At 61.3% G+C, this 19,555-nt stretch carries 17 protein-coding genes; 5 read left to right on the top strand and 12 right to left on the bottom strand.

All coding sequences use genetic code 11. The annotated features are described in order from the left end of the window. Positions 1-4: 4 nt before the first annotated feature. Complete coding sequence (locus tag AB4Y97_RS09860) at positions 5-2,536, bottom strand: DUF3772 domain-containing protein (RefSeq protein WP_441998862.1); 2,532 nt, start codon at positions 2,534-2,536, stop codon at positions 5-7. Positions 2,537-2,678: 142 nt separating this feature from the next. Further along, positions 2,679-2,948 (bottom strand): hypothetical protein, encoded by a 270-nt coding sequence (locus AB4Y97_RS09865; RefSeq protein WP_441998863.1) that lies wholly within the window; start codon positions 2,946-2,948, stop codon positions 2,679-2,681. 363 nt (positions 2,949-3,311) lie between these two features. On the opposite strand from AB4Y97_RS09865, the gene AB4Y97_RS09870 reads away from it, so the two are divergent. After that, entirely contained in the window at positions 3,312-6,062 is a 2,751-nt protein-coding gene (locus AB4Y97_RS09870; protein WP_441998864.1) for a glycoside hydrolase family 2 protein, read from the top strand. 15 nt (positions 6,063-6,077) lie between these two features. Here AB4Y97_RS09870 and AB4Y97_RS09875 read toward each other — a convergent pair whose 3' ends face one another. The 8 genes from AB4Y97_RS09875 to AB4Y97_RS09910 all read right to left on the bottom strand — a co-directional run bounded on the left by AB4Y97_RS09875 (position 6,078) and on the right by AB4Y97_RS09910 (position 12,866). Then, positions 6,078-7,313: a glycoside hydrolase gene (locus AB4Y97_RS09875; protein ID WP_441998865.1), complete on the bottom strand. Its 1,236-nt coding sequence runs from the start codon at positions 7,311-7,313 to the stop codon at positions 6,078-6,080. A gap of 20 nt (positions 7,314-7,333) precedes the next feature. Beyond that, the gene (locus AB4Y97_RS09880; protein WP_441998866.1) at positions 7,334-8,695 is read right to left on the bottom strand and encodes a family 1 glycosylhydrolase; all 1,362 of its coding nucleotides are present in this window, start codon (positions 8,693-8,695) and stop codon (positions 7,334-7,336) included. A 37-nt stretch (positions 8,696-8,732) separates the two neighbouring features. Continuing rightward, complete coding sequence (gene glf / locus AB4Y97_RS09885) at positions 8,733-9,884, bottom strand: UDP-galactopyranose mutase (RefSeq protein ID WP_441998867.1); 1,152 nt, start codon at positions 9,882-9,884, stop codon at positions 8,733-8,735. Between the two features lie 4 nt (positions 9,885-9,888). Next, positions 9,889-11,103 carry a glycosyltransferase family 1 protein gene (locus AB4Y97_RS09890; protein ID WP_441998868.1) on the bottom strand — a complete coding sequence of 405 codons (1,215 nt, stop codon included), beginning with the start codon at positions 11,101-11,103 and terminating at the stop codon, positions 9,889-9,891. Between the two features lie 194 nt (positions 11,104-11,297). After that, a complete protein-coding gene (locus AB4Y97_RS09895; protein ID WP_441998869.1) occupies positions 11,298-11,609 on the bottom strand; it encodes a polyhydroxyalkanoic acid system family protein in 312 nt (103 codons plus the stop codon). Between the two features lie 122 nt (positions 11,610-11,731). Further along, the gene (locus AB4Y97_RS09900) at positions 11,732-12,037 is read right to left on the bottom strand and encodes a hypothetical protein (protein WP_441998870.1); all 306 of its coding nucleotides are present in this window, start codon (positions 12,035-12,037) and stop codon (positions 11,732-11,734) included. 105 nt (positions 12,038-12,142) lie between these two features. Continuing rightward, positions 12,143-12,409: a hypothetical protein gene (locus AB4Y97_RS09905; RefSeq protein WP_441998871.1), complete on the bottom strand. Its 267-nt coding sequence runs from the start codon at positions 12,407-12,409 to the stop codon at positions 12,143-12,145. Positions 12,410-12,563: 154 nt separating this feature from the next. Next, positions 12,564-12,866, bottom strand: a complete 303-nt coding sequence (locus AB4Y97_RS09910) for a septal ring lytic transglycosylase RlpA family protein (protein WP_441998872.1) — start codon at positions 12,864-12,866, stop codon at positions 12,564-12,566. Between the two features lie 407 nt (positions 12,867-13,273). Here AB4Y97_RS09910 and AB4Y97_RS09915 point away from each other — a divergent pair, with 407 nt between their 5' ends. Both AB4Y97_RS09915 and AB4Y97_RS09920 read left to right on the top strand, forming a co-directional pair. After that, a complete protein-coding gene (locus AB4Y97_RS09915; RefSeq protein ID WP_441998873.1) occupies positions 13,274-13,546 on the top strand; it encodes a hypothetical protein in 273 nt (90 codons plus the stop codon). Next, positions 13,546-14,829 carry a hydroxysqualene dehydroxylase gene (locus AB4Y97_RS09920; protein WP_441998874.1) on the top strand — a complete coding sequence of 428 codons (1,284 nt, stop codon included), beginning with the start codon at positions 13,546-13,548 and terminating at the stop codon, positions 14,827-14,829. Before AB4Y97_RS09915 ends, AB4Y97_RS09920 begins: the two co-directional genes overlap by 1 nt. A gap of 130 nt (positions 14,830-14,959) precedes the next feature. On the opposite strand, the gene AB4Y97_RS09925 is transcribed toward AB4Y97_RS09920, so the two are convergent. Next, entirely contained in the window at positions 14,960-16,375 is a 1,416-nt protein-coding gene (locus tag AB4Y97_RS09925) for an MATE family efflux transporter (protein WP_441998875.1), read from the bottom strand. A gap of 202 nt (positions 16,376-16,577) precedes the next feature. On the opposite strand from AB4Y97_RS09925, the gene AB4Y97_RS09930 reads away from it, so the two are divergent. Together AB4Y97_RS09930 and AB4Y97_RS09935 are read left to right on the top strand one after the other, a co-directional pair. Further along, positions 16,578-17,483, top strand: a complete 906-nt coding sequence (locus tag AB4Y97_RS09930) for an amidoligase family protein (protein ID WP_441998876.1) — start codon at positions 16,578-16,580, stop codon at positions 17,481-17,483. Further along, positions 17,480-18,178 (top strand): gamma-glutamyl-gamma-aminobutyrate hydrolase family protein, encoded by a 699-nt coding sequence (locus AB4Y97_RS09935; protein WP_441998877.1) that lies wholly within the window; start codon positions 17,480-17,482, stop codon positions 18,176-18,178. Before AB4Y97_RS09930 ends, AB4Y97_RS09935 begins: the two co-directional genes overlap by 4 nt. A 4-nt stretch (positions 18,179-18,182) precedes the next feature. On the opposite strand, the gene AB4Y97_RS09940 is transcribed toward AB4Y97_RS09935, so the two are convergent. Beyond that, a complete protein-coding gene (locus tag AB4Y97_RS09940; RefSeq protein WP_441998878.1) occupies positions 18,183-19,472 on the bottom strand; it encodes a response regulator in 1,290 nt (429 codons plus the stop codon). Positions 19,473-19,555 lie beyond the last annotated feature (83 nt).

Consider the following 19,555-nt stretch of genomic DNA (forward strand, 5'->3'; position numbering starts at 1 on the left):
AGGCTCACTTATCCTTGAGAAGAGTTAAGCCTTCATCCTCATCCTGCTGCGCCTTGGGCTTGGCCTCGGATTCTTCGATCTTCTCCGGCTCCTTGGGCGGCGCTGCGGCGGCCGACCCCGGAGGTGCCCCCGTCCCCTCCTCCCGCAACTTGCGGAAAATGTCGAAATAAAGATCGCTCGAAACGCGACCGGCGGCATCGATATCGTCGACGAAGCAGATGAGATCGAAGTCGATGGTGTTTTCCGTGACCTTCTTGAAGAGGACGCGCGGCGCGGGCTCGCTCATGACTTCACGATGCGCCAGGGCGCAGCGCTTCATGATCTCGGACACGTGGTCGGGGTCCGAGGCGCGAGGGACCGGTACCGAGACGAGCACGCGCCCGATGCGATCGTTGCGTACCCGGTTACGGACGATACCGGAGATGAGATTCGAATTCGGTACGATGAGGGTCGAACGGTCGAAGGTCTGAATCTCGGTCGAGCGGACATTGATCCGGCGCACATAGCCCTCGCCATCGCCCACGACGACCAGATCGCCGACGCGGATGGGCCTCTCCCACAGCAGGATGAGACCGGAGATGAAATTGTTGACGATGGATTGCAGGCCGAAACCGATACCGACCGAGAGGGCACCGGCCACAATGGTCACCCGCTCCAAGCTCAGGCCCAGATAGGTGAAGGCGATCACGCCCGCCGAGATGATGCCCACATATCCCGCCGCCGTGCGGATCGAGTTTCTCAGACCCGCATCGAGTTCCGTCGCCGGCAGGAAGGTGTTGTCGAGCCAGCGCTGGATCACACGGGTGACCGCGAAGCCGATGGCGAACAGCAGCGCCGCGATGAGGATCGATGAGAGCGAAATCGTGACGTCGCCGACGCTGAACCCGAAGAAGACGGCTCGCAGCGAGCCCATCAGGTCGGTCGATTCGATGCCCCAGGGCGCAAGCGCAAGAAGCAATGCCATGACGATCAACGCCAGCCGAGTGGCGCCACTCGCCAAGACTCCGATCTGCTCCAGGGAGCGGCGGCGCAGGCCTGTATTGGCTTGCAGCATCGTCGAGATGCGGCTTTGCGTGCGGAAGGTGTTGCCGATGAACTCGTCCGCCAGTGCGATACACAGGATCAGCAGGGCGAGCAGGATCGAAATCCACAGCGCCTGATCGACCAGGAAGGAGGCGAGCGCCACGTAACCGCCGAGCACGCTGCCGATCACGGCGGCAACGACGATCCAACCCATCGTTCGCACCGGCCCGCCGACGGAGACCTCAGGCGCCATATAGGGTCCGAGACAGGCTTCGTCCTGATGTGCCCTTGTCGCGAAGCGGCGCAGCAATTCGGCGAGGATCAGCGCTGCCGCTAGCGCGAAGACGGCGCGCGTCATGACCGTGATCGGCAGCGCGGCGGCGATTGCCTGATTGAAGGCTTCGAGCACCTTGCCGGCCACGAGCACCGTCACAAGCGTCACGCCGAAGCTCATAATTCTCGTAGCGGAAGCATCGCTGACGGAGACCAGCCGCCACGATCCGTGGCCGGGCGCCAGAATGGCGTCAATGAGGGCACGGACGAAGGCAATGAAGGCAATGCCCCGCAGAAGCGCCGCCACGACCTGTTCCAGGCGCGGCGGAAAGACGTCGACGGCATCGAAGGCGACCCAGAAGATCCAGCTTCCGGCGATGGCCGGGACCGTTCCCAGAAGCAGAACGGCGAGAGCCGCCAGAAGCCCGCTGCGGCGGGCAGGATCGGTGATCGACGGATCACGCCCGACGAGGCGCGGCGCAATCGACCGGCGCCCGGCATAAAGTGCGATGGCAACGCCCATCGCCAGACCGATGAGAAGCAGGACGCCGAGCGTGGCATGGCGCTCGATCTGTCCGACAGTGTCCCCAAAGGTGATCCTTTGCGCGCGCAGCTCACGCGGGATGGCCTGGAGGACGTCCATCCACAGATTGAAGCTCAGGATGCTGTCGCTCTTTTCGAAAAGGGCCCGCGTAAACCCCGCTCTTCTGAGATCGCTGATCTGAGCACTCAGTTGTTCCGCCTGGACGAGGAGCGCCCGGCCGAGCCGCTGCGTCTCGTCGAGCTCCGCCACGGCGGCCTCGCGCTCGCTGCGGTCCTTGGCCGCGTCGGCGCTCTCATCGGGCTCACCCTCCTTGGGCTTCGGCCCGAGTTGAGCCAGACGGGCCTTGCTGGCTTCGAGCTTGGGTGCCTGCTCGGCGATGACAGTCCGGATATTGTCGATGATCGGCTCGATCTGCTGTCGCAGGTTCTGAAGCTCCGCATCGGATTGGCTGCGCCCCTGAAGAGCCAGCTCCTTCTGGCTAAGATCGGCCTTGAAGCCGTCAAGCTTGGCCCGCGCCGCCTTCGTATCGGTGGGAATGGCGGCGCTTGGACCATTCGCCGCTGGGAGAGCTGGCGCCTGCGACGGGGCCTGGGAGGCAGGTTGCGGGGGCTGCGGCCCTTGGGCCAAGCTCGCCGACGCGATGCCAAAAGCCAGCATTGCAGCCAGAAACAGCCGCCCTCGTCCAATCCTTGTCATGCAATCTCGCCTTGTCGCGACCCCGGTGAAGGTTGGTTATGCGAATCATTAAGGCGAAAAATCGCCGCCAAACAGACGCTTGGCAAGAGAAGGCCGGGGATGACGAACAGCCATCATTGCCGGCGCAGATTACGGATCGATCTTATTGCGGATTTGTCGTGCCGGTTGCCGAGGGCTCGGCAGGCGCAGGATAGGCCGGCGATGTCCGGTTGGCCGGGTTGGAACTGGAAGAACCTGTCACGGCTGATCGAGAGGCATCCTGGTTTGGATTGCTGGGCGATGAGAGGCCGACCCAGACAAGATAGCCGCCAATGGCGACCACGCACAGAACCAGAGCGCCGATCAGGACTCCAAGGACAGGCCGGCCTGGGGGCCCCTGCCGGGCACGATCATCGGGAACAATTTTGGGCATCGTCAGCCTCGTCGATTGGAATGGCGTGAAGCCGAGCGTCAGGGCTCGGCTGTTGGAGGGCAACGCGACGTGGCAAAGGCGGTTCCTCTTCCACTCAGCAGTCAACCCGCTTCCGTTAAGACATGCCCGCAAAGACATGCCCGATGTGCCCACCATGGGATCCAACTTTGGGGTTCAGCCGTTGTCCGAGTCGGGCCAGAGCATGATCTCGAAACGAGGGGCCATGGATCGGGAGATCTTGGGGCAGCGACTTGAAGGCGGATTCGGTATCGCCAAAAATCGAAACCTTTGCTCCCATATCTCCTCAGTCATGTTTTCGCCGTTTTGAGTGCCCTTGGGTAAACGCTGATTCAAGGAGTTGTCATGCACGACAATCGCATCAGCCTGGACGGAGTCTGGGAATTTTTGCACGTGGCGGACGATCGTCTGTCAGGCCCGGCTGAAGTTCGTGAAATTCTCGTGCCAAGCCCATGGCAGGCCCAATTCGAGGATCTGCGCATGCGTGCCGGCATCGGCATCTATCGCAAGACCATCGAGATCCCGGCGGAGTGGCTCCATGACAGCATATGGCTGCGCTTCGGGGCCGTGTTCCACAATTCTCGCGTCTTCGTAAACGGCGAATTGGTGGGCACGAACGAGGGCGGCTTCCTGCCGTTCTCCTTCGATGTCACGGCGCATCTCAAGCCGGGCCCCAACGAGATCAAGGTGCGCGTCGACTCGCCGACCGACAACCCGGCGGAATTTCCGGATTCGCCCTTTGCCGAAATCCCCTTCGGCAAGCAGAGCTGGTACGGCCCGCTCTCCGGCATCTGGCAATCGGTCCACCTTGAGCGCCGCATTCCCGACCACATGACCCGCATCCGCCTCGTCCCCAAGCGCGAGACGGGCCGCGTGACTTCCGGCGTGTTCTTTGCCCGGCCGCTGACCGACACGGCGCAGGTCCATATCGAGGTCCGGGACCCGTCCGGCGAGGTCGTCCTCGACGAGATGCACGAGACACAGATAGGCGTGACCAGCATGCCTTTCGAATTCGTCGTCGAGGACGTGAAATCCTGGTCGCCGGACGAGCCCAACCTGTACGAAATCCGCCTCGAGCTGATCCGGGACGGCATGGTGAAGGACGAGATTGACGATCGCTTCGGCTTTCGCACCATCGAGACGAAGAACGGCAAATTCTACCTCAATGGCGAACCGCTCTATCTGCTGGCCGCCCTCGATCAGGATTACTACCCGGACACGATCTGCACCGTGCCTTCGGTCGAGTTTTTGGAGGACCAGTTCCGCAAGGCGAAGGAACTTGGCCTCAACTGCCTGCGCTGCCACATCAAGGCAGCAGATCCGCGCTATTACGAGGTGGCCGACCGGATGGGCCTGCTCATCTGGACCGAACTTCCCAATGGCGGCATGGCTACCGACCGTTCGCGCGGGCGCAAGGAAAAGCTCTTGAAGGGCATCGTCGACCGCGACGGCAATCATCCCTCGATCATCATCTGGACGATCATCAACGAGAACTGGGGTGTCGACCTCGTCAACGATCCGGATCATCGCGACTGGCTGAAGCGCACCTTCGCCTGGCTCAAGGCCTACGATCCGACGCGCCTCGTGGTGGATAACTCGCCGCTCGCCCCAAGCTTCCACGTGGAATCGGACATCGCGGATTATCACTTCTACGCGGCCATTCCCGATCACCGGGACGAATGGGACAAGTTCGTCGACGAACTCGCAGCCCGCGCCTCCTGGCTCTACTCGCCGCATGGCGATGCAGTCATCACCGGGCGTGAGCCGCTCATGTGCTCCGAATTCGGCAATTGGGGCCTGCCCTATCCGAAGGACCTGCGCGACAGCAAGGGCGAGGAACCGTGGTGGTTCGAGACCGGCCACGATTGGGGCGAGGGCGTCATGTATGCCCACGGTGTCGAGAACCGTTTCTCGGATTGGAGCATGGACCGCGTTTTCGGCGACCTGCGCCGTTTCGTGATCGCGGCGCAGTGGCAGCAATTCCGCGCCTTGAAATATGAGATCGAGTCCATGCGCCGGAAGCCGAGCCTGGCCGGCTATGTCATCACCGAGTTGCACGATTGCCACTGGGAATCGAACGGCCTTCTCGACATGCGCCGCAATCCGCGCATCTTCCATGAACTCTTTCACATCATCAATGCACCGACCGTGATCGTGCCGAAATGGGAGCGCGTCTCCTATTGGGCCGGCGAGACCGCACGCCTGCAGGTGTCCATTGCCCACGGTGCCGGTCCGGTGCTGGAGGATTGCCAGCTCGAGATCCGTGTCTTCAATGAGACAAAGCGCATTCCTCTGCCTCGTCTCGAGGCGCCGACCGTACTCGATCTCGGCCGCGTGGATCTGCCGCTGCCGGAGATCGATGAGCCGGCCCTGCGCCGCATTTCATTCGAGCTGCACGCTTCCGACGGACGTCTGATCGCGCAGAACCACGTCGACCTTGCCGTTCATCCCAAGCGGTCCAAGCCGGCACAGGCCCGACAGCTGGTCTGGTCGCCGGACGAGGATATTCGCGAGCGGCTTCAAACCATGGGCTATGCTGCGGCGCGCGGGCTTGAGGAAGCGACCGTCGTGGTTTCCCGCAACCATGACAAGGCGATCGCGGACCATGTCCGGCAGGGTGCGAACCTGCTCCTTCTGCCGGAGAACGAGATCAGCCTCTATCCGTTCTTCCCGCACTGGCAGAACGTGAAGGTCAAATCGCGCGACGGCACCCTGTGGCGCGGCGACTGGGCCTCGTCCTTCTCTTGGCTTCGCCGCTCGGGCCATTTCGCACGTTTCCCCGGCGGACCGCTTCTGGACGAGACCATGGACCGCGTTCTGCCCGATTACGTGATCTCGGGCTGCAACCTGCTCGACTTCCAGGCCCGCGTCTTTGCAGGCCTCGTGGTAGGCTGGATCCATAAGCCGGTCTCGCTTGGCGTCGAACGCTCCTATGGGCGCGGACGAATGGTGGCTTCCACCTTCCGTCTGTTCCAGGACGACCCGGTAGCCGATCCGACGGCGACGACCCTGCTCGACAGCCTCATCGAGCTGTCGGTCGAGGCGCGGGCGCAGCGTCTGGAAGAGGCAGTGCGTGCGGCGGAGGCGGCTGCGTAAGCTGTTGCGGCGTCCTTATTCCGCCGCAACCTTCGCTACGCCATAGCGTTTGGCCCGAGATCCTCCGCGCGACGGATGCAACGTCCGTTCGAGACGCTCGAGCCTCTTTGCGTGCAAGGCATCGAGGCGCTGCGCCTCGCGAAACGCATCCAGCATCGGCTGGCATGGGATGCGTTCGCCGTGCGGCTCATGATGCGAAATCGGATCCCAAAGACCCATGGCCGTCCAGTCTTCCGGGGAGTGCCATTCAGGCATGCCGAGAATGGGATAGAGACAGACCCCGTGAAGCGGCACGCCTTCACGCAGCAAAGTTTCGGCTTCAGTGGCCACTTCCCGTAACCAGGGGCCGCGATTGTCGCCCACATGCGTGGTCTCGGTGATGAGAAGATCGCCGCTATAGCGCTTCGACACGTGGCGCACGAGATCGCCGAGCTTGACCCGGCGCGGATCGTCCGCTGCGAGTGGCGGGATCACCCCGTGGGCTGTGGGCGCAGTGCACCACTCCCATTGGTTCGTCCAATAGTAATTGATGCCGACGACATCGAGATGAGCCCGGCTGCCGCCGAGTTCGGGCAGAAGACGTCCGCAGAGCATATCCCAGGATTGGAAGACGAGGCGGTTGTTGAAGTCGTGAACCTCCTCATGAAGCTCGGGCTTATCCTCCGGCAGGGCCACGTGGCAGAGCGGATCCGCATTGACGATGCGAGCGTCGGGACAGACGGAGCGGATCGCATCGATGCCCTGAATCGCAGCCCGCACGAGAGCCACTTTCAGATCCCAGCCACGCCCCGTGCTGTAGGGGGCAAAAAGTCCCTTCTCGCCTGCCGCATAGGCCATGAAAGACGGTTCGTTGACAGGCGTGACATAGAGTGTGCCATCCGTGTGCCGGTCGGCGAAGCGCGCCGCGGCATAGCAATAATCGGCAAAGTAACGCGGAAAGTCCTCGCTCCACAGATCGACGTGCCGAGGGTAGCCGTAATGGAAAAGATCCCAGATGACTTCGACTTCATTCTCCGAGGCGGCACGCATGAAGGGGATAACGGATGAGAAGTCGTATTGCCCACGGCCGAGATCGATCAAAGGCCAGCGCATAACCTCGCGCACGCCGCGAATGCCAAGCTCGCTAAGCGCGCGATAATCGTCACGGACGGTTTTCTCATGACCCGTGGCCGCAACCTGATCAAACCATTGACCATGGCGATTGTAGCCGGTCGATCCCTCGAAGCCGGCAAGGAAAAAGCTACGAAACATGAGGAGAATCCTCCAATCGCTCAACGTGTCACAACGGGCAGCAGGCCGACGGCAGACGCGCCGCCCGCGACATAAGCCTGATAAGAACCGACGAGCGACGTCGGAGTTCGATTCAATGTCGCCGGATCGAGATCCCACAATCCCATCGGAGCGAAATAATCCGCCGGCGCGCGCACACCCTGGCGGTAAGCCCAGGCCACCATGTCGAACATCGGCCACCAGGTGTAGCCGACCATGGGAATGCCCTCACCGCGCAGATTTTTCACGGCCGCGAGCGAGTCGTCCATCCAGCGCTGCCGCTTTGCGGCCGAGCCGATGGAGGCAGTTTCGCTAATGAAAAGCGGAGTTTTGTAACGTTCATAATAGAGCCGCCCAAGGCGCGCCACGAGGTCGCCGGAGGCATAAGGCTGCCTGATGCGGAACCTGCCACCGGCCTCCCGCTGCAGCCGCTTCTGCGTGAACATGGGATAGAGGTTGAGCCCCACGAGCGGCAGATCGACCGCCCGCTCCTGAAACCAATCGAGATCCGCCTCACGCGCGCCATGGCGCAGAAGCCAGCCCCAGAGGCGATGATCGCGCGTTACGCGCCCGCTGACGAGATCGAGGGCCAGAAAGACGATCTCCTGCCGCCGCTCGACCTCCTCGGTCAGAGCAGGATCGGCAGTCTCATAAAGATCCGTCGCATCCACATGGACGGGGACAATCTCCGGATCGATCGCATGCAGCGCTTCGACGGTGCTAACGATGCCACGCGCGATGGCGATGGTAATCGCGATGAAACCGCTCCAGCCGCGCCGGAAGGGCGGCCACCACCCGAGGCGTCCGCAATACCACGCGGTGATGCGCGGTTCGTTGAGAGGCGTGTACCAGAAGATCCGCCCTTGAAAGCGCTCGGCCAGACGGCGCGCATAATCGGCGACGCGCTCGGGATAGACAGGGTTGAGATAGGCGCCTTCGAGCCACGGTGGCAGGCCATAATGAACGAGATCGACAATGGGATCGACGCCGAGATCCAGAAGTCGCCCGAGTGTCTTGTCGGCGAACTCCCAGTCCCAGCGGTCCGGCTCGGGTTGGATATGGTGCCATGGCACACCATAGCGCACCACCTTGACGCCGAGTTCGGCAACGAGGTCGAGATCATGCGCCCAGCGTTCGTAATGTCCGGTAAGCTCATATTCGTCGAGGATGCGCCCCGTCGCCGGCCAGGGTGCCGTGATGAAGGTATCCTCGATACCCGTTGCCCACCAGAACGCATCCGGAGCAACGAGCTTCGACAATTGCGAGCGAGGCAGAGCAGAAACCAGGGAAGCATCCGGCCTGCCCCGCCCTGGATCGTGGCGGGTGAGCACATGCGCCTGCTTCAGATCGAGCGGCTGTCCCATCGGCCCCACCCACGCTTCCCGTAGAATCGGCTCTCGCTCATGAAGCGAGGGCCGTCGATGGAACGACCCGGACCGTCGACGTATCCGCATCGACCGGAAGCGCCTCATTGATGCGCCGGAAGGTCGCCAGCGCCTGCCCGACGATCTGATCCATGTTGTAGTAGCGATAGGTCGCAAGGCGGCCTACGAACCACACATTCTGCGTCGCGAGAGCCAGGCGTTCGTATTTCTTGAAGAGTTCCTGATTTTCCGGCTTCGGGATGGGATAATAGGGATCGCCCTCAGAGGACGGATATTCGTAGGTCAGTGCCGTCTTGGCATGCTCCTGACCCGTGAGGTGCTTGTATTCGGTGATGCGCGTGTAGTCGTTCGTCTGCGGATAGTTCACGACGCCGACGGATTGGTGCCAAGGCTTGTCCAGCGTGACATGCTCAAAGCGCAATGATCGATACGGAAGCTTGCCAAACCGGAAGCCGAAATATTCGTCGATCGGTCCCGTATAGATCACGCGGCGATGAGGAATAACGTGCTTGATGTCGGCATAATCGGTCTGTGTCATGACGTGGATGTTCGGATGGCTCACCATCCTTTCGAACATCCGCGTATAACCGTGTTTCGGCATGAACTGGAATTCGTCGCCGAAGTAGCGGTCGTCCCGGTTCGTGCGGGTCGGGACCCGTGACGTCACCGATTTATCGAGCTCCGACGGGTCCAGTCCCCATTGCTTGCGGGTATAACCCCGGAAAAACTTTTCGTAGAGTTCTCGCCCCACGGTCGACACCACCACATCCTCTGAGGTTCTGATCTGATCGACCCTTTCGGCCCGCTCGGCGAACCAATCCTGCAACTGTTCCGATGTCAGGTTGAGGCCATAGAGCCTGTTGACCGTATCGAGATTGATCGGGATCGGCACCTGCATGCCGTCCACTTCCGCCAGAACCCGGTGCTCGTAGAAGCGCCACTGGGTGAACCTGGAGAGATAATCGAAGATCTGTTTCGCGTTGGTGTGGAAAATATGCGGCCCGTATTGATGAATCAGCAGACCATCCTCGTCATAACGGTCATAGGCATTGCCGCCGATATGATGACGGCGATCGATGAGAAGAATCCGTTCATTGCGTTCGTTGGCGAGACGCTCGGCCAGAACGCTGCCGGCATAGCCTGCACCGACGATCAACCAATCGTACATGGCATCACTCCGCGGGCGTGGTGGCATAGAAGGGAAGAGACGATGCGCGACGCTTGATGGTACCATTGACGACATCGAGCATGAGCTTGTGCATCGACGCCCAAGTCTTGTCCCAGGACCCCGCCGCCAGATGGCGGTCCACCCTCGCGAGCCAGGCCTCCTTCGGCCGCGAGAGAATAACCTCGACCTTGCTCACCACCTCGTCGGCATCCTGAGCGATCTCGACCAGACCTTTCTCGCCATAGGGTCTCACCACATCGGTGATGGGTGTCGAGACCACCGGCACGCCGGCGGCCAGGAACTCAGGCGTCTTCGTGGGACTGATGAACCGGGTGGCTTCGTTGAGGGCGAATGGCATGAAACCCACGTTCCACCCGGAAAGGTAATGCGGCAACTCGCTATAGGATTTTCCGCCGAGCCAATGGATGTTGGGCCGCTGCGGCAATGTGGCCGGATCGATCTTCACCACCGGACCGATCATCACGAAGTTCCAATCGGGTCGGAGATCCGCAGCCTGACCGACCAGCCCTACATCCATGCGCTCATCGATGACGCCGAAAAACCCAAGGCGCGGGAAGGGAATCGGCGCCTGATCCATCGGATCCTGCTTGATACTGCGCGCCTTCGAGAAATGTCCGAATTCGATGGAAGACGGGAAAGCATGAATGCTGTGGTGACGTCCTCGTTTGGCTTCGTAGAGACTCATGCCCCCCGTGAAGACGAGATCGGAGCGGGCGAAGAGATCGTTCTCCAGCGCAAGCAATTCCTGAGATGCGCCACGAAAGAGCGAGAGCTCATCCATATTGTCGTAGATGCACAGGTCGCATTCGAGATCGCTAGTGAAGGCAAGCGCCATGGGCGTGTAGTACCAGAACACACGCGGCCTTTTTCCCTCCCGGCCGATCAGATCCCCAATCAGATCGTGCTGCTCGGCGAGAACATCCTCGGGAGCCAGCCCCTCCGGAAGGATCGGCACTGCGACAACAACGCCCTGCGGGCGTTCGCTGATATCCATATGAGCGGAGACGCCGGGCTTGAAAATCGGTTCCTCGATGACGAGCACGCTATAGTGCTTAGCCGCGCGACTGAGGAGATGCTGCGGACGCTGCCAAACGAAATCCCATCGCAAATGGGAAAAACAGACAAGGAGAGGCGTTTGGGTGCTGGTCTTGAAAGATAGGCGAAGGGCATGCGGCTGCGTCGTCGAACGCTCAAGCATGGCGCGATCCTCAATATAAACGAGCTAGTACAATCGGACAGAACAGGCAGTCCGGGGAATGATGAGTTTTACGAAATGTCATTGCAGACCCGACCGCCGGCAGGTCGCGGTCGCAATCATTCATTCAACGTAATAGGTACTCTTTTGTTCCGGCCGCGTTCATCTTCATGAACAACTATTCAGCAGCAGACGTTCTACTTCTTCTCGAGCATCAAGGTGCCCTGCTTTTGAATGAAGCTTTTCGCCTTCTCGGCGACCATCGCCAGAATCCAAGGCAACTGCACTTCTACGCGGACCTGATCCTCCATCACATCGAGATGCCCGGCAACGGTCTGCCCCATGGCACCGACGTGAAACGCCATGCGGTCGTCGGTCCAACTTTCCTCGATAGAAGCGATCTTGTCGCCGAATTGCGATTTCAGGCGCGTGAGGCCGCCATGCAGACGTCGTGTCGCTTCGGCTTTGCCGAGGTTGTGGGGAATGGACACGACAAGAGGTTTCGCCATCGGGATGCTCCGCTTTTCAGGAACGACAAGCGAAGCAATGCGGTTCGGGTTCCAACGCGGGAATATGACTTTGCGAAGCGGATACCGGTTTGCTGATAAGATATGCGCTCATTCACCCACTATTAGAGCATCTCGACCTTGAGCGCGCGCATGACAATAGTTTCCTGCTGGAAGCGCCGTTCGAGCTCCGCTCTGTACCTTTCCCACCAGGGGTGATCCAGCTCCCGCGCCATGACCTCGAATACCACGATATCGTCATGAGCGGTGTGGCCGCCTTCTTTCCACATACCCTCTGCGGGCGCGCGGGTGAAACTGGTGATGCCGCCGAAACGCTCGGACAGTTCGGCACGAACACGGCCGTATTCCGTCCCCTTGAACCGCCGGCCGGCATTGTCGGCAAGCGGTAGGAGAATTTGCACTAGATACATCGTCCCGCCCCCTCTTACGCATGGCCAAGCAGCACGGAAATGGTGCACCGAATGCGCTGCGGCAAGAAAAGAAGTCTAGGGCGGAGACGGACGAAGGCGAGACTGTCAGGCCATCTGCGCGACAAAGAGATCAAGATCGGAAGCCGGTAGATCGTCCCCGACGGCGTAGCGGCTCGAAGGCCGGGAGATGCGCCACGGATGCATGGTCGAGCCATGAATGGCCTCGGAGGGACGCAAACGGCGCGCCGTGCCATCTGCCTGCACTTCGTCGAGCACGACGAAACCGAAGATGGTGAGCCGTGTCGCCATGGCCTTTGTCGCGCGGTCCTCCGCCGCGATCGGCAGGGATCCGGCCGAATAGACTGCGTCCATCAGGCTCTTCTGATCACGGCGGGGGGAAGCCGCCGAACGTGCCCCCGGAAAGCGGATGACGTTCGACGGTTGAGACGATGTCGATTCCATATATGCAACCCTTGGTCCCGAATCAGACCAAGGATCGCGGCAATGGATTAAGAAGCGCCTAACCTTAATCGATCCGATGCAAGGATACGTAGGCGGTGCCGGTCGAGGTGAGGCCGAGTTCGTCGGCAGGACCCTTCGCGAGATCGATGATGCGCCGGTGGGCGAACGGCCCGCGATCGTTGACGCGCACCACGACCGAACGGCCATTTTTCTCGTTCACCACACGAACCTTCGTGCCGAAGGGGAGTGATCTGTGGGCGGCCGTCATAGCCGAAGCATTGAACCGCTCTCCGCTTGCCGTGCGGCGGCCATAAAAGCCGGGACCGTACCATGAGGCCGTGCCTATCTGGAACGCTTTGCCGGTCATCTGAGAGGTCGACCCGGTGATAGACGGATCGACTGAAGTCGTGTTGCAAGCAGCAACGAATAGAAGTGGCGCCAGTAGAGGCGCACGGGCGAGGATGTTCTTCAAGGATTAAGCTCCCCTTCCTTTGTGCAGGATGGAAAGCTGACTGATAAAAAGGCGACAATAAGGCGAGACCAATTTTCCCTTATATACTCTTACTTTTTTGATGACCTCTAATCCTTATGAATAGTTTAAAACTCGATCAGAGCGTTAATTTATAGCCTGAATAATGTTTCTATACGTTGGGTCAAATTCCGGCATTTCAAGCCTTGCGAGAGAGGACTCATCCCTAGCCGCCGGGGCCACATGATCTAGTTCTTAACGCAGGGCCGAAACGCCTCTTCCATGACGTGCGAGAGATTTTGCTCATGTCGAGAGCATCGTCATTGCCACGGATCACTGTCGCCAGTGCCCGCAAGATATTGACGAGAGAGACCCGGGCCGGCTTTGACACACCTGACGAAGTTCCGCCGGCACGGTTCATCCGGGCGGCGCTCAAGCCCGTATCCCTCATGCTGGAAAGCCATCGCCGTATCCTGGCCCAGTTGCAGGAGCGAGGTCGGAAGACTGGGCAGAGCAAGCTGCGGCTCACCGCGTCGGACCGGCTTCTGCTGGTCGGCGGCATCATGGGGGCAGCGTGATGATCGGACGGACACACATTGTCGGCGCTGGTATCGCTGGATTGAGCGCGGCTCTTTCCGTCACAGAGCAAGGGGGCGAGACCCTGATTTACGAGGCGGCTCCTCAGGCCGGTGGACGCTGTCGGACGATCCATCCCGGCGATGGCTTCGAGCATGACAACGGCACGCATGTCATCTTTTCAGCCAATCGACGCACGCTTGCACTCCTGAAAACGGTCGGTGCGCGGGATCGCTGGATCGAACCCGAACCGGAGGGCATTCCCATCCACGACGCGCGGACGGGGCGGACGCGTCAGGTCGGCCTGTCGCCCTGGTCCTGGCTCGATCCCGCATACCGTCCCGACGGCCTTGCGGTCTCCGATCTCGCAAGTATCCTGCGACTTGCCTTTTCCTCATCGGACCGTCCTGTCGGTGCCGTGATCGGTCAGCGCCAGATCATGGAGAGCCTGATCGAGCCACTGACGATCGCAGTGCTGAACACGCCTGTCACCGAGGCATCTTCGCTGCGGCTCGGCCAGGCATTGCGGCGTTTTCTTCGCCCGGGCGCAAGCAGGCTTCTCGTCGCCGGGCAGGGGCTTTCCGAGGACATGGTCGAGCCGGCGCTAAGGGTACTTAGATCGCGAGGCGCAACCCTCCTCAAGGGCCAGCGCCTGCGCTCGATCCTGACCAATGGCGAACGCGTCATCGGCCTTGCCCTGACCGACCATACCGTCGCTTTGAGGGCCGGGGATCAGGTGGTCCTGGCGCTACCGCCCTGGGAAGTCGAACGGCTCCTCCCCGGCCTCGCGGTTCCGCAACGGTTCGAGCCGATTCTCAACGTCCATTTCCGCATGTCTGGCCCCAACCATCCGCGTTTCATCGGTTTCACCGGCACCCTTGCCCAATGGGCTCTCATCCGCGCCAGCCATGTCAGTGTCACCGTGTCGGCCGCACAGACGGCGATCGGCAGAGACACAGAGGATCTGGCGGGCCAGATCTGGCGCGAGATCGTCCCTGGCCTGCAAGATTTGGGCCTCGCCGCAACGGCAAGTCGTCAGCCTGAATCGCGCATCGTGAAGGAGAAACGCGCCACGATCCGGCAGGCTGCGGGCCTGCTCCCGCAACCTCCGATTCGCCCGCTGGACAATCTCGCCCTGGCGGGAGATTGGCTTGGCACCCTCCCCGCTACGATCGAAAGCGCCGTCACGGCAGGAGAACGCGCGATCTCCATTCTTCACCACGCTCGACCGGGATGTCCCTTTGTAGCGCTCGAGAACCTGCGCAAGACAGAGGGCGCCACATGAGGAAAGAAAACCCTGCCCCCGACCGATCTGCTCACCGCACCATGCGACAGGGGATTGTGGAGGAAGTGCGGGAAACCGATGACGTCACCCACCTTGTTCTCGTCGATCATCCGCTCCTGGAGCCAATCCCTCAGCTCACGAACCCTTCCTGAGCCGGCATGGCCGTCAGGCCGAGTTGGTCGCGGCGCAGCCAGCGCCAGAGCATAAGCGAAGCCACGACCGCCAGCCCGGTCGCCAACCCGATCCAGATCCCGATGCCCCGCAGGCTTGTGCCGAAGGCGAGCGCCACGCCGAGCGGCAGGCCGACGCCCCAATAGCCGAAGGCGGCAAGCATCATCGGCACCCGGGTATCCTGCAGGCCCCGCAGCATGCCGGCGCCCACCGCCTGCGCACCGTCCGCCAGTTGGAACACCGCCGCGAGCACGAGGAAGGAAAGCGCGAACTGGAAAACAGGTGCGTTCTTCGGGTCGCTGAGATCGAGGAAGGCTCCAACGAGCAGATGAGGCACCAGCAGCATAAGGAGCGCCGTGAAGATCATGAAGCCGACGACGAGAGTAAAGGCGGTCCATCCGGCGCGCGTCACGCCGTCCGGGTCCTGCGCACCGAACGCGCGTCCCACCCGAACCGTCACGGCCTGACCGATGCCAAAGGGAACCATGAAGCAGAACGAGGCGATCTGCAGGGCGATGGCATGGGCGGCGAGTTCGTTCGCACCGATGCGCCCCATGACAAGCGCAGCCGCATTGAAGATCGTCACCTCGAAGGCCACCGTCAGGCCGATGGGAACACCGATGCGCCACAGGGTGCGATAGCGCGGCCAGTCGGGCCGCCAGAAGCGCCCGAAAAGGTGATAGCGCCTCAGCCGCCGGTCCACGCTGATGACCAGAGCGAGACTCAGGAACATGAAGGTGCTCGACACTACCGTGCCGATGCCGGCGCCGATGAGGCCGAGGACCGGGAAGCCCAGCTTGCCGAACATGAGGACATAAGCGGCGACGAGATTCACCGGAACGCCCAGAGCGCCGATGAGCAGCGCCCAGCCCGGCCGCTCGAGCGCCGACAGGAAGGAGCGAAGGACCAGCGAGAACAGGAACGGCAGCAGGCTCCATTGCAGGGCGCGTATGTAATCGCCCGCGGCATGGGCAAGCCCCGGCTCCTGCCCCATGGCAAGGAGAAGCTTCTCCCCGTTCCAGGAGACGATCCAGATCGGCACGGCCACGGTGAGCGAGGCCCAGAAGCCTTGCCGGACCGTTCGGCGCACGTCGCGTACGGAATGGCGCTTGCGCCCGAGTTCCTCTGCAATCAGCGGCGCGGTTGCGCTGACAAGGCCTATGCCGAAGATAAGGAAGGCGAAATAGAGATTGGTGCCCAGGGCACCCGCAGCGAGCGCGTCGGAACCGAGCCAGCCCATCAGGATGACATCCGACGTCATCAAGGCATTCTGGGCCACATTGGTGAGAACCAGGGGCCAGCTGAGAGCGAGCATGGCGCGCAATTCCGCCATCCAGGCGGCTTTTTCCATCGGTGATGCGTTGAAAGTGTTCATGAGGCGGCTTGTAGCCCGAACCACAGCGGAAATGCCACACCCCAGGGGCCATGAATGCAACTCTCATGCAGGAAAACGGAACTCGCCCGCGTCGCGCTCGTTCACCTGAGCAGTTCTTGCGGAGTGGCCAATGGCGCAGGTGGCGCTTCCAACCTCGATCGAATTTGCGCTCCCTCCTGTCCTTCGGAATTCCGAGGGAGAGATGCGAACGGTCGGGGTCGAAGTGGAATTTGCCGGTCCCACGGCTGAAGCGACGGTGCGGGCGCTCCGGCAGGAACTCGGCGGCGACATCGTCGAGGAGGATCCCCATGCCTTCTCACTCAAGAGCTCATTCATCGGAGACATGAAGGTCGAGCTCGACAGCCGGATGCTTCATCCCGGCAAGTACGGCGATGGAACCAAGGGAATTCTGTCCCGGGTCACGGCATGGTTCGGCTTTGCCGCGCGCTATCTCATCCCCTGCGAACTGGTGACCGCACCTGTTCCGATCGACCGCCTGCATCAGGTCGACAAGGTTCTGTCGATCCTGCGCGGCATCGGTGCAAAGGGAACGCAGGACGCTGCGTTCTATGCATTCGGGCTGCATTTCAACCCAGAGATTCCGCACCGGGATGCACAGACGATGACAGCTTTCGTGAAAAGCTTCATCCTGCTGAACCCCTGGCTCCGCCGTGAGGTCGCGCCGGACACGACCCGTGATCTGTTGGGCTTCGCCGAACCCTTCCCCACCGATTATGCCCGCAGGATCGTGGCGCCGGATTACTGGCCGGACCTGCCGGATTTCATCAGCGATTATCTGTCGGCCAACCCAACTCGAAACCGCGATCTCGATCTTCTGCCGCTTCTGCATCATTTCGATGCGCCGCGCGTGCGCACCGCATTGCCGAACGAGAAGATCAACGGACGTCCGACATTCCACTATCGGCTTCCCGATGCACGGGTGAGCGATGCCGGCTGGAGCATCGCACCGGACTGGAATCGCTGGGTTGCCGTCGAGCGGCTCGCCGGAGATCGCGAGCGACTTGACGCCGTCGGCGCCGCCTACCTCATGTTCGCGGGGGAGGATAAGAGCTGGGCGGATATCATGGAGCGGATCGCGCTGACATGACCAGGCCTCTGATCGGCGTCACGACCTCCCGGCACGGTGGGTGGCGCAGTTATCTCATGCACCGCCTTGCCCTTGGCCGCGCAGGCGCGCGCGCCATTCGCCTCGTTCCGGGGGAGCAATTGCCGGATGTGCCTCTGCGAGGACTCGTCATCGGCGGCGGCGACGACATCGGTGCCGAAATCTATGGCGGCCAGGTTCTGCCGGATGTGCGCGTCGACCCGGAGCGAGATAAGCTGGAGTTGCATCTTCTGAGAGCTGCCCTGCCTGCTCAACTTCCCATTCTCGGCATATGCCGCGGCTCGCAGATGATCAATGTATCGCTAGGCGGCACATTGCATACGGACATCTATCAGGTCTATGTCCAGGCGCCCAAGATGCGCACGGTCCTGCCGAAGAAACGCATTTCGATTGCTCCGGGCTCCCGGCTCGACCGGATCCTGCGATGCAACCCCTGTCAGGTGAACGCGCTTCATCACCAGTCCGTGAACAAGCTCGGCGAGGGATTGAGCATTGCCGCCGAGGATGAGAACGGCATCGTCCAGGCGGTCGAAGGCCAGGGACAGGCCTTTCTGCTGGGGGTGCAATGGCACCCGGAACTGCTGGTCTGGAAAAGGCGGCAGCAGCGTCTTTTCGCGGCTTTGGCGGAGGCCGCCGAGCAGGCGAAAACCTCCATGAAAGCCACCGCGATAGCCTGATAAGCTAGTGCATCTGACGGGATGTGCGGGGAAAGAGCGACACGACCTTGCCGGTCTCAGCCGTGAGATGGCGCTGGATCGCAGCATGGAGGTTGCGGCTGACGATCGGCTTCTGCAGAAGCGGAAATTCGCTTTTTTCTTCCGAGACAACCGGATTTCCGGTGATGAGCAGGATCGGCAGACCGGGGAAGATCTGGCGCACTTCCCGGGCAAGCATGACCCCGTTCATCGTTCCTGGCATGGCGACATCCGAGAGAAGCAGACCCGGCTTGCGAGTCTTCAAGTTCTTCATCACCTGCCCCGCATTGGTGGCGATGCGGGTCACATAGCCGAATTCCTCCAGCATGGTCTGTAGCGCGAGGGCGACTTCGACCTCGTCGTCAACCACCAGGATTTCCGTATGATCCCGTACAGGTTCACCGGCAGCCCCTTCCTCCCGCGTCGCCGCAGGCATGATCAGCGCGGGGGCCTTCGCACGCGGCAGATAGAGCACGATGGCGGATTTCGCGCCGATGGTCGTGACCTCGGCCATCCCGCCGAGTGGCTGCAGAAAGTGCAGGCAACGGCTGAATTCGACCCAGGTGGAAAGATCCATACCCTGCATGGTGAAAGTACTCTCCGAGCCTCCCTCGGAATCGTGCAACATCTCGCCCAGGACCGTGCTGCCAATAGAAATCCGCACGAAATCACCTTCGAGATCGGCGCGCGACAGGGTCCCTTTGGTCAGGGTCACATTCTGCGCTTCTATCGTGATCGCCTCACCTTGCGCCAAGGCATCGCGGACATTCGCGCAAAGGGTGACGATCGCCGTATCGAGGTCGCTCGGATCGACCTCGATAGGCCAGAGCCCTTCCGCCAGAGATAGACGCAATTCGACCGTATCCCGTAGGAGAGAGCGGCTCATGAGCGCCGCAATCGAATCGATTTTCTCCGCAATGTCGACATATTGAATATTAAGTTCCTGCCGCCGCCCGAAAGCGCTCGACCGGGCTATCAGCGAGGCGGCCTGATCGGACGCCACGAGGGCCGAGAGCAGCTTGCGCTGGAAGGCGGGCTGGTCCTTCATCTGCCTTGCGACCGCATCGATATTGGCGCTGATCACCATGAGCCGGTTGTTGAGATCATGGGCGATTCCGTCCCTGAGACGGTTGAAGGCCTCCGTCCTCTGGGCGTGGCGCAACTCATCATCGGAGGGCACGACAGGCGCTTTCGAAGGAAAATGGATCGGCATCTGGGCGATTGCCGGCGGCTCGGGACTGTCAAAGATTGCAATACGGCCGGCAAGCTGGTCCATGCGCCTCCCCTGTTCCCGCAGGAGCCGAGCCATCTGCCAACCGAGCATGAGTGAGCTTCCGATCGCGACGACAACCAAGGCAA

The sequence above is a fragment of the Microvirga sp. 2TAF3 genome, assembly GCF_052114965.1.
Lineage (GTDB): Bacteria > Pseudomonadota > Alphaproteobacteria > Rhizobiales > Beijerinckiaceae > Microvirga.

What these genes read in the sequence shown, in the direction of transcription:
- AB4Y97_RS09860 (WP_441998862.1), bottom strand. Translation starts at nt 2,536, where the DNA reads ATGACAAGGATTGGACGAGGGCGGCTGTTTCTGGCTGCAATGCTGGCT.
- AB4Y97_RS09865 (WP_441998863.1), bottom strand. Translation starts at nt 2,948, where the DNA reads ATGCCCAAAATTGTTCCCGATGATCGTGCCCGGCAGGGGCCCCCAGGC.
- AB4Y97_RS09870 (WP_441998864.1), top strand. Translation starts at nt 3,312, where the DNA reads ATGCACGACAATCGCATCAGCCTGGACGGAGTCTGGGAATTTTTGCAC.
- AB4Y97_RS09875 (WP_441998865.1), bottom strand. Translation starts at nt 7,313, where the DNA reads ATGTTTCGTAGCTTTTTCCTTGCCGGCTTCGAGGGATCGACCGGCTAC.
- AB4Y97_RS09880 (WP_441998866.1), bottom strand. Translation starts at nt 8,695, where the DNA reads ATGGGACAGCCGCTCGATCTGAAGCAGGCGCATGTGCTCACCCGCCAC.
- glf (WP_441998867.1), bottom strand. Translation starts at nt 9,884, where the DNA reads ATGTACGATTGGTTGATCGTCGGTGCAGGCTATGCCGGCAGCGTTCTG.
- AB4Y97_RS09890 (WP_441998868.1), bottom strand. Translation starts at nt 11,103, where the DNA reads ATGCTTGAGCGTTCGACGACGCAGCCGCATGCCCTTCGCCTATCTTTC.
- AB4Y97_RS09895 (WP_441998869.1), bottom strand. Translation starts at nt 11,609, where the DNA reads ATGGCGAAACCTCTTGTCGTGTCCATTCCCCACAACCTCGGCAAAGCC.
- AB4Y97_RS09900 (WP_441998870.1), bottom strand. Translation starts at nt 12,037, where the DNA reads ATGTATCTAGTGCAAATTCTCCTACCGCTTGCCGACAATGCCGGCCGG.
- AB4Y97_RS09905 (WP_441998871.1), bottom strand. Translation starts at nt 12,409, where the DNA reads ATGGACGCAGTCTATTCGGCCGGATCCCTGCCGATCGCGGCGGAGGAC.
- AB4Y97_RS09910 (WP_441998872.1), bottom strand. Translation starts at nt 12,866, where the DNA reads ATGACCGGCAAAGCGTTCCAGATAGGCACGGCCTCATGGTACGGTCCC.
- AB4Y97_RS09915 (WP_441998873.1), top strand. Translation starts at nt 13,274, where the DNA reads ATGTCGAGAGCATCGTCATTGCCACGGATCACTGTCGCCAGTGCCCGC.
- AB4Y97_RS09920 (WP_441998874.1), top strand. Translation starts at nt 13,546, where the DNA reads ATGATCGGACGGACACACATTGTCGGCGCTGGTATCGCTGGATTGAGC.
- AB4Y97_RS09925 (WP_441998875.1), bottom strand. Translation starts at nt 16,375, where the DNA reads ATGAACACTTTCAACGCATCACCGATGGAAAAAGCCGCCTGGATGGCG.
- AB4Y97_RS09930 (WP_441998876.1), top strand. Translation starts at nt 16,578, where the DNA reads ATGCGAACGGTCGGGGTCGAAGTGGAATTTGCCGGTCCCACGGCTGAA.
- AB4Y97_RS09935 (WP_441998877.1), top strand. Translation starts at nt 17,480, where the DNA reads ATGACCAGGCCTCTGATCGGCGTCACGACCTCCCGGCACGGTGGGTGG.
- AB4Y97_RS09940 (WP_441998878.1), bottom strand. Translation starts at nt 19,472, where the DNA reads ATGGACCAGCTTGCCGGCCGTATTGCAATCTTTGACAGTCCCGAGCCG.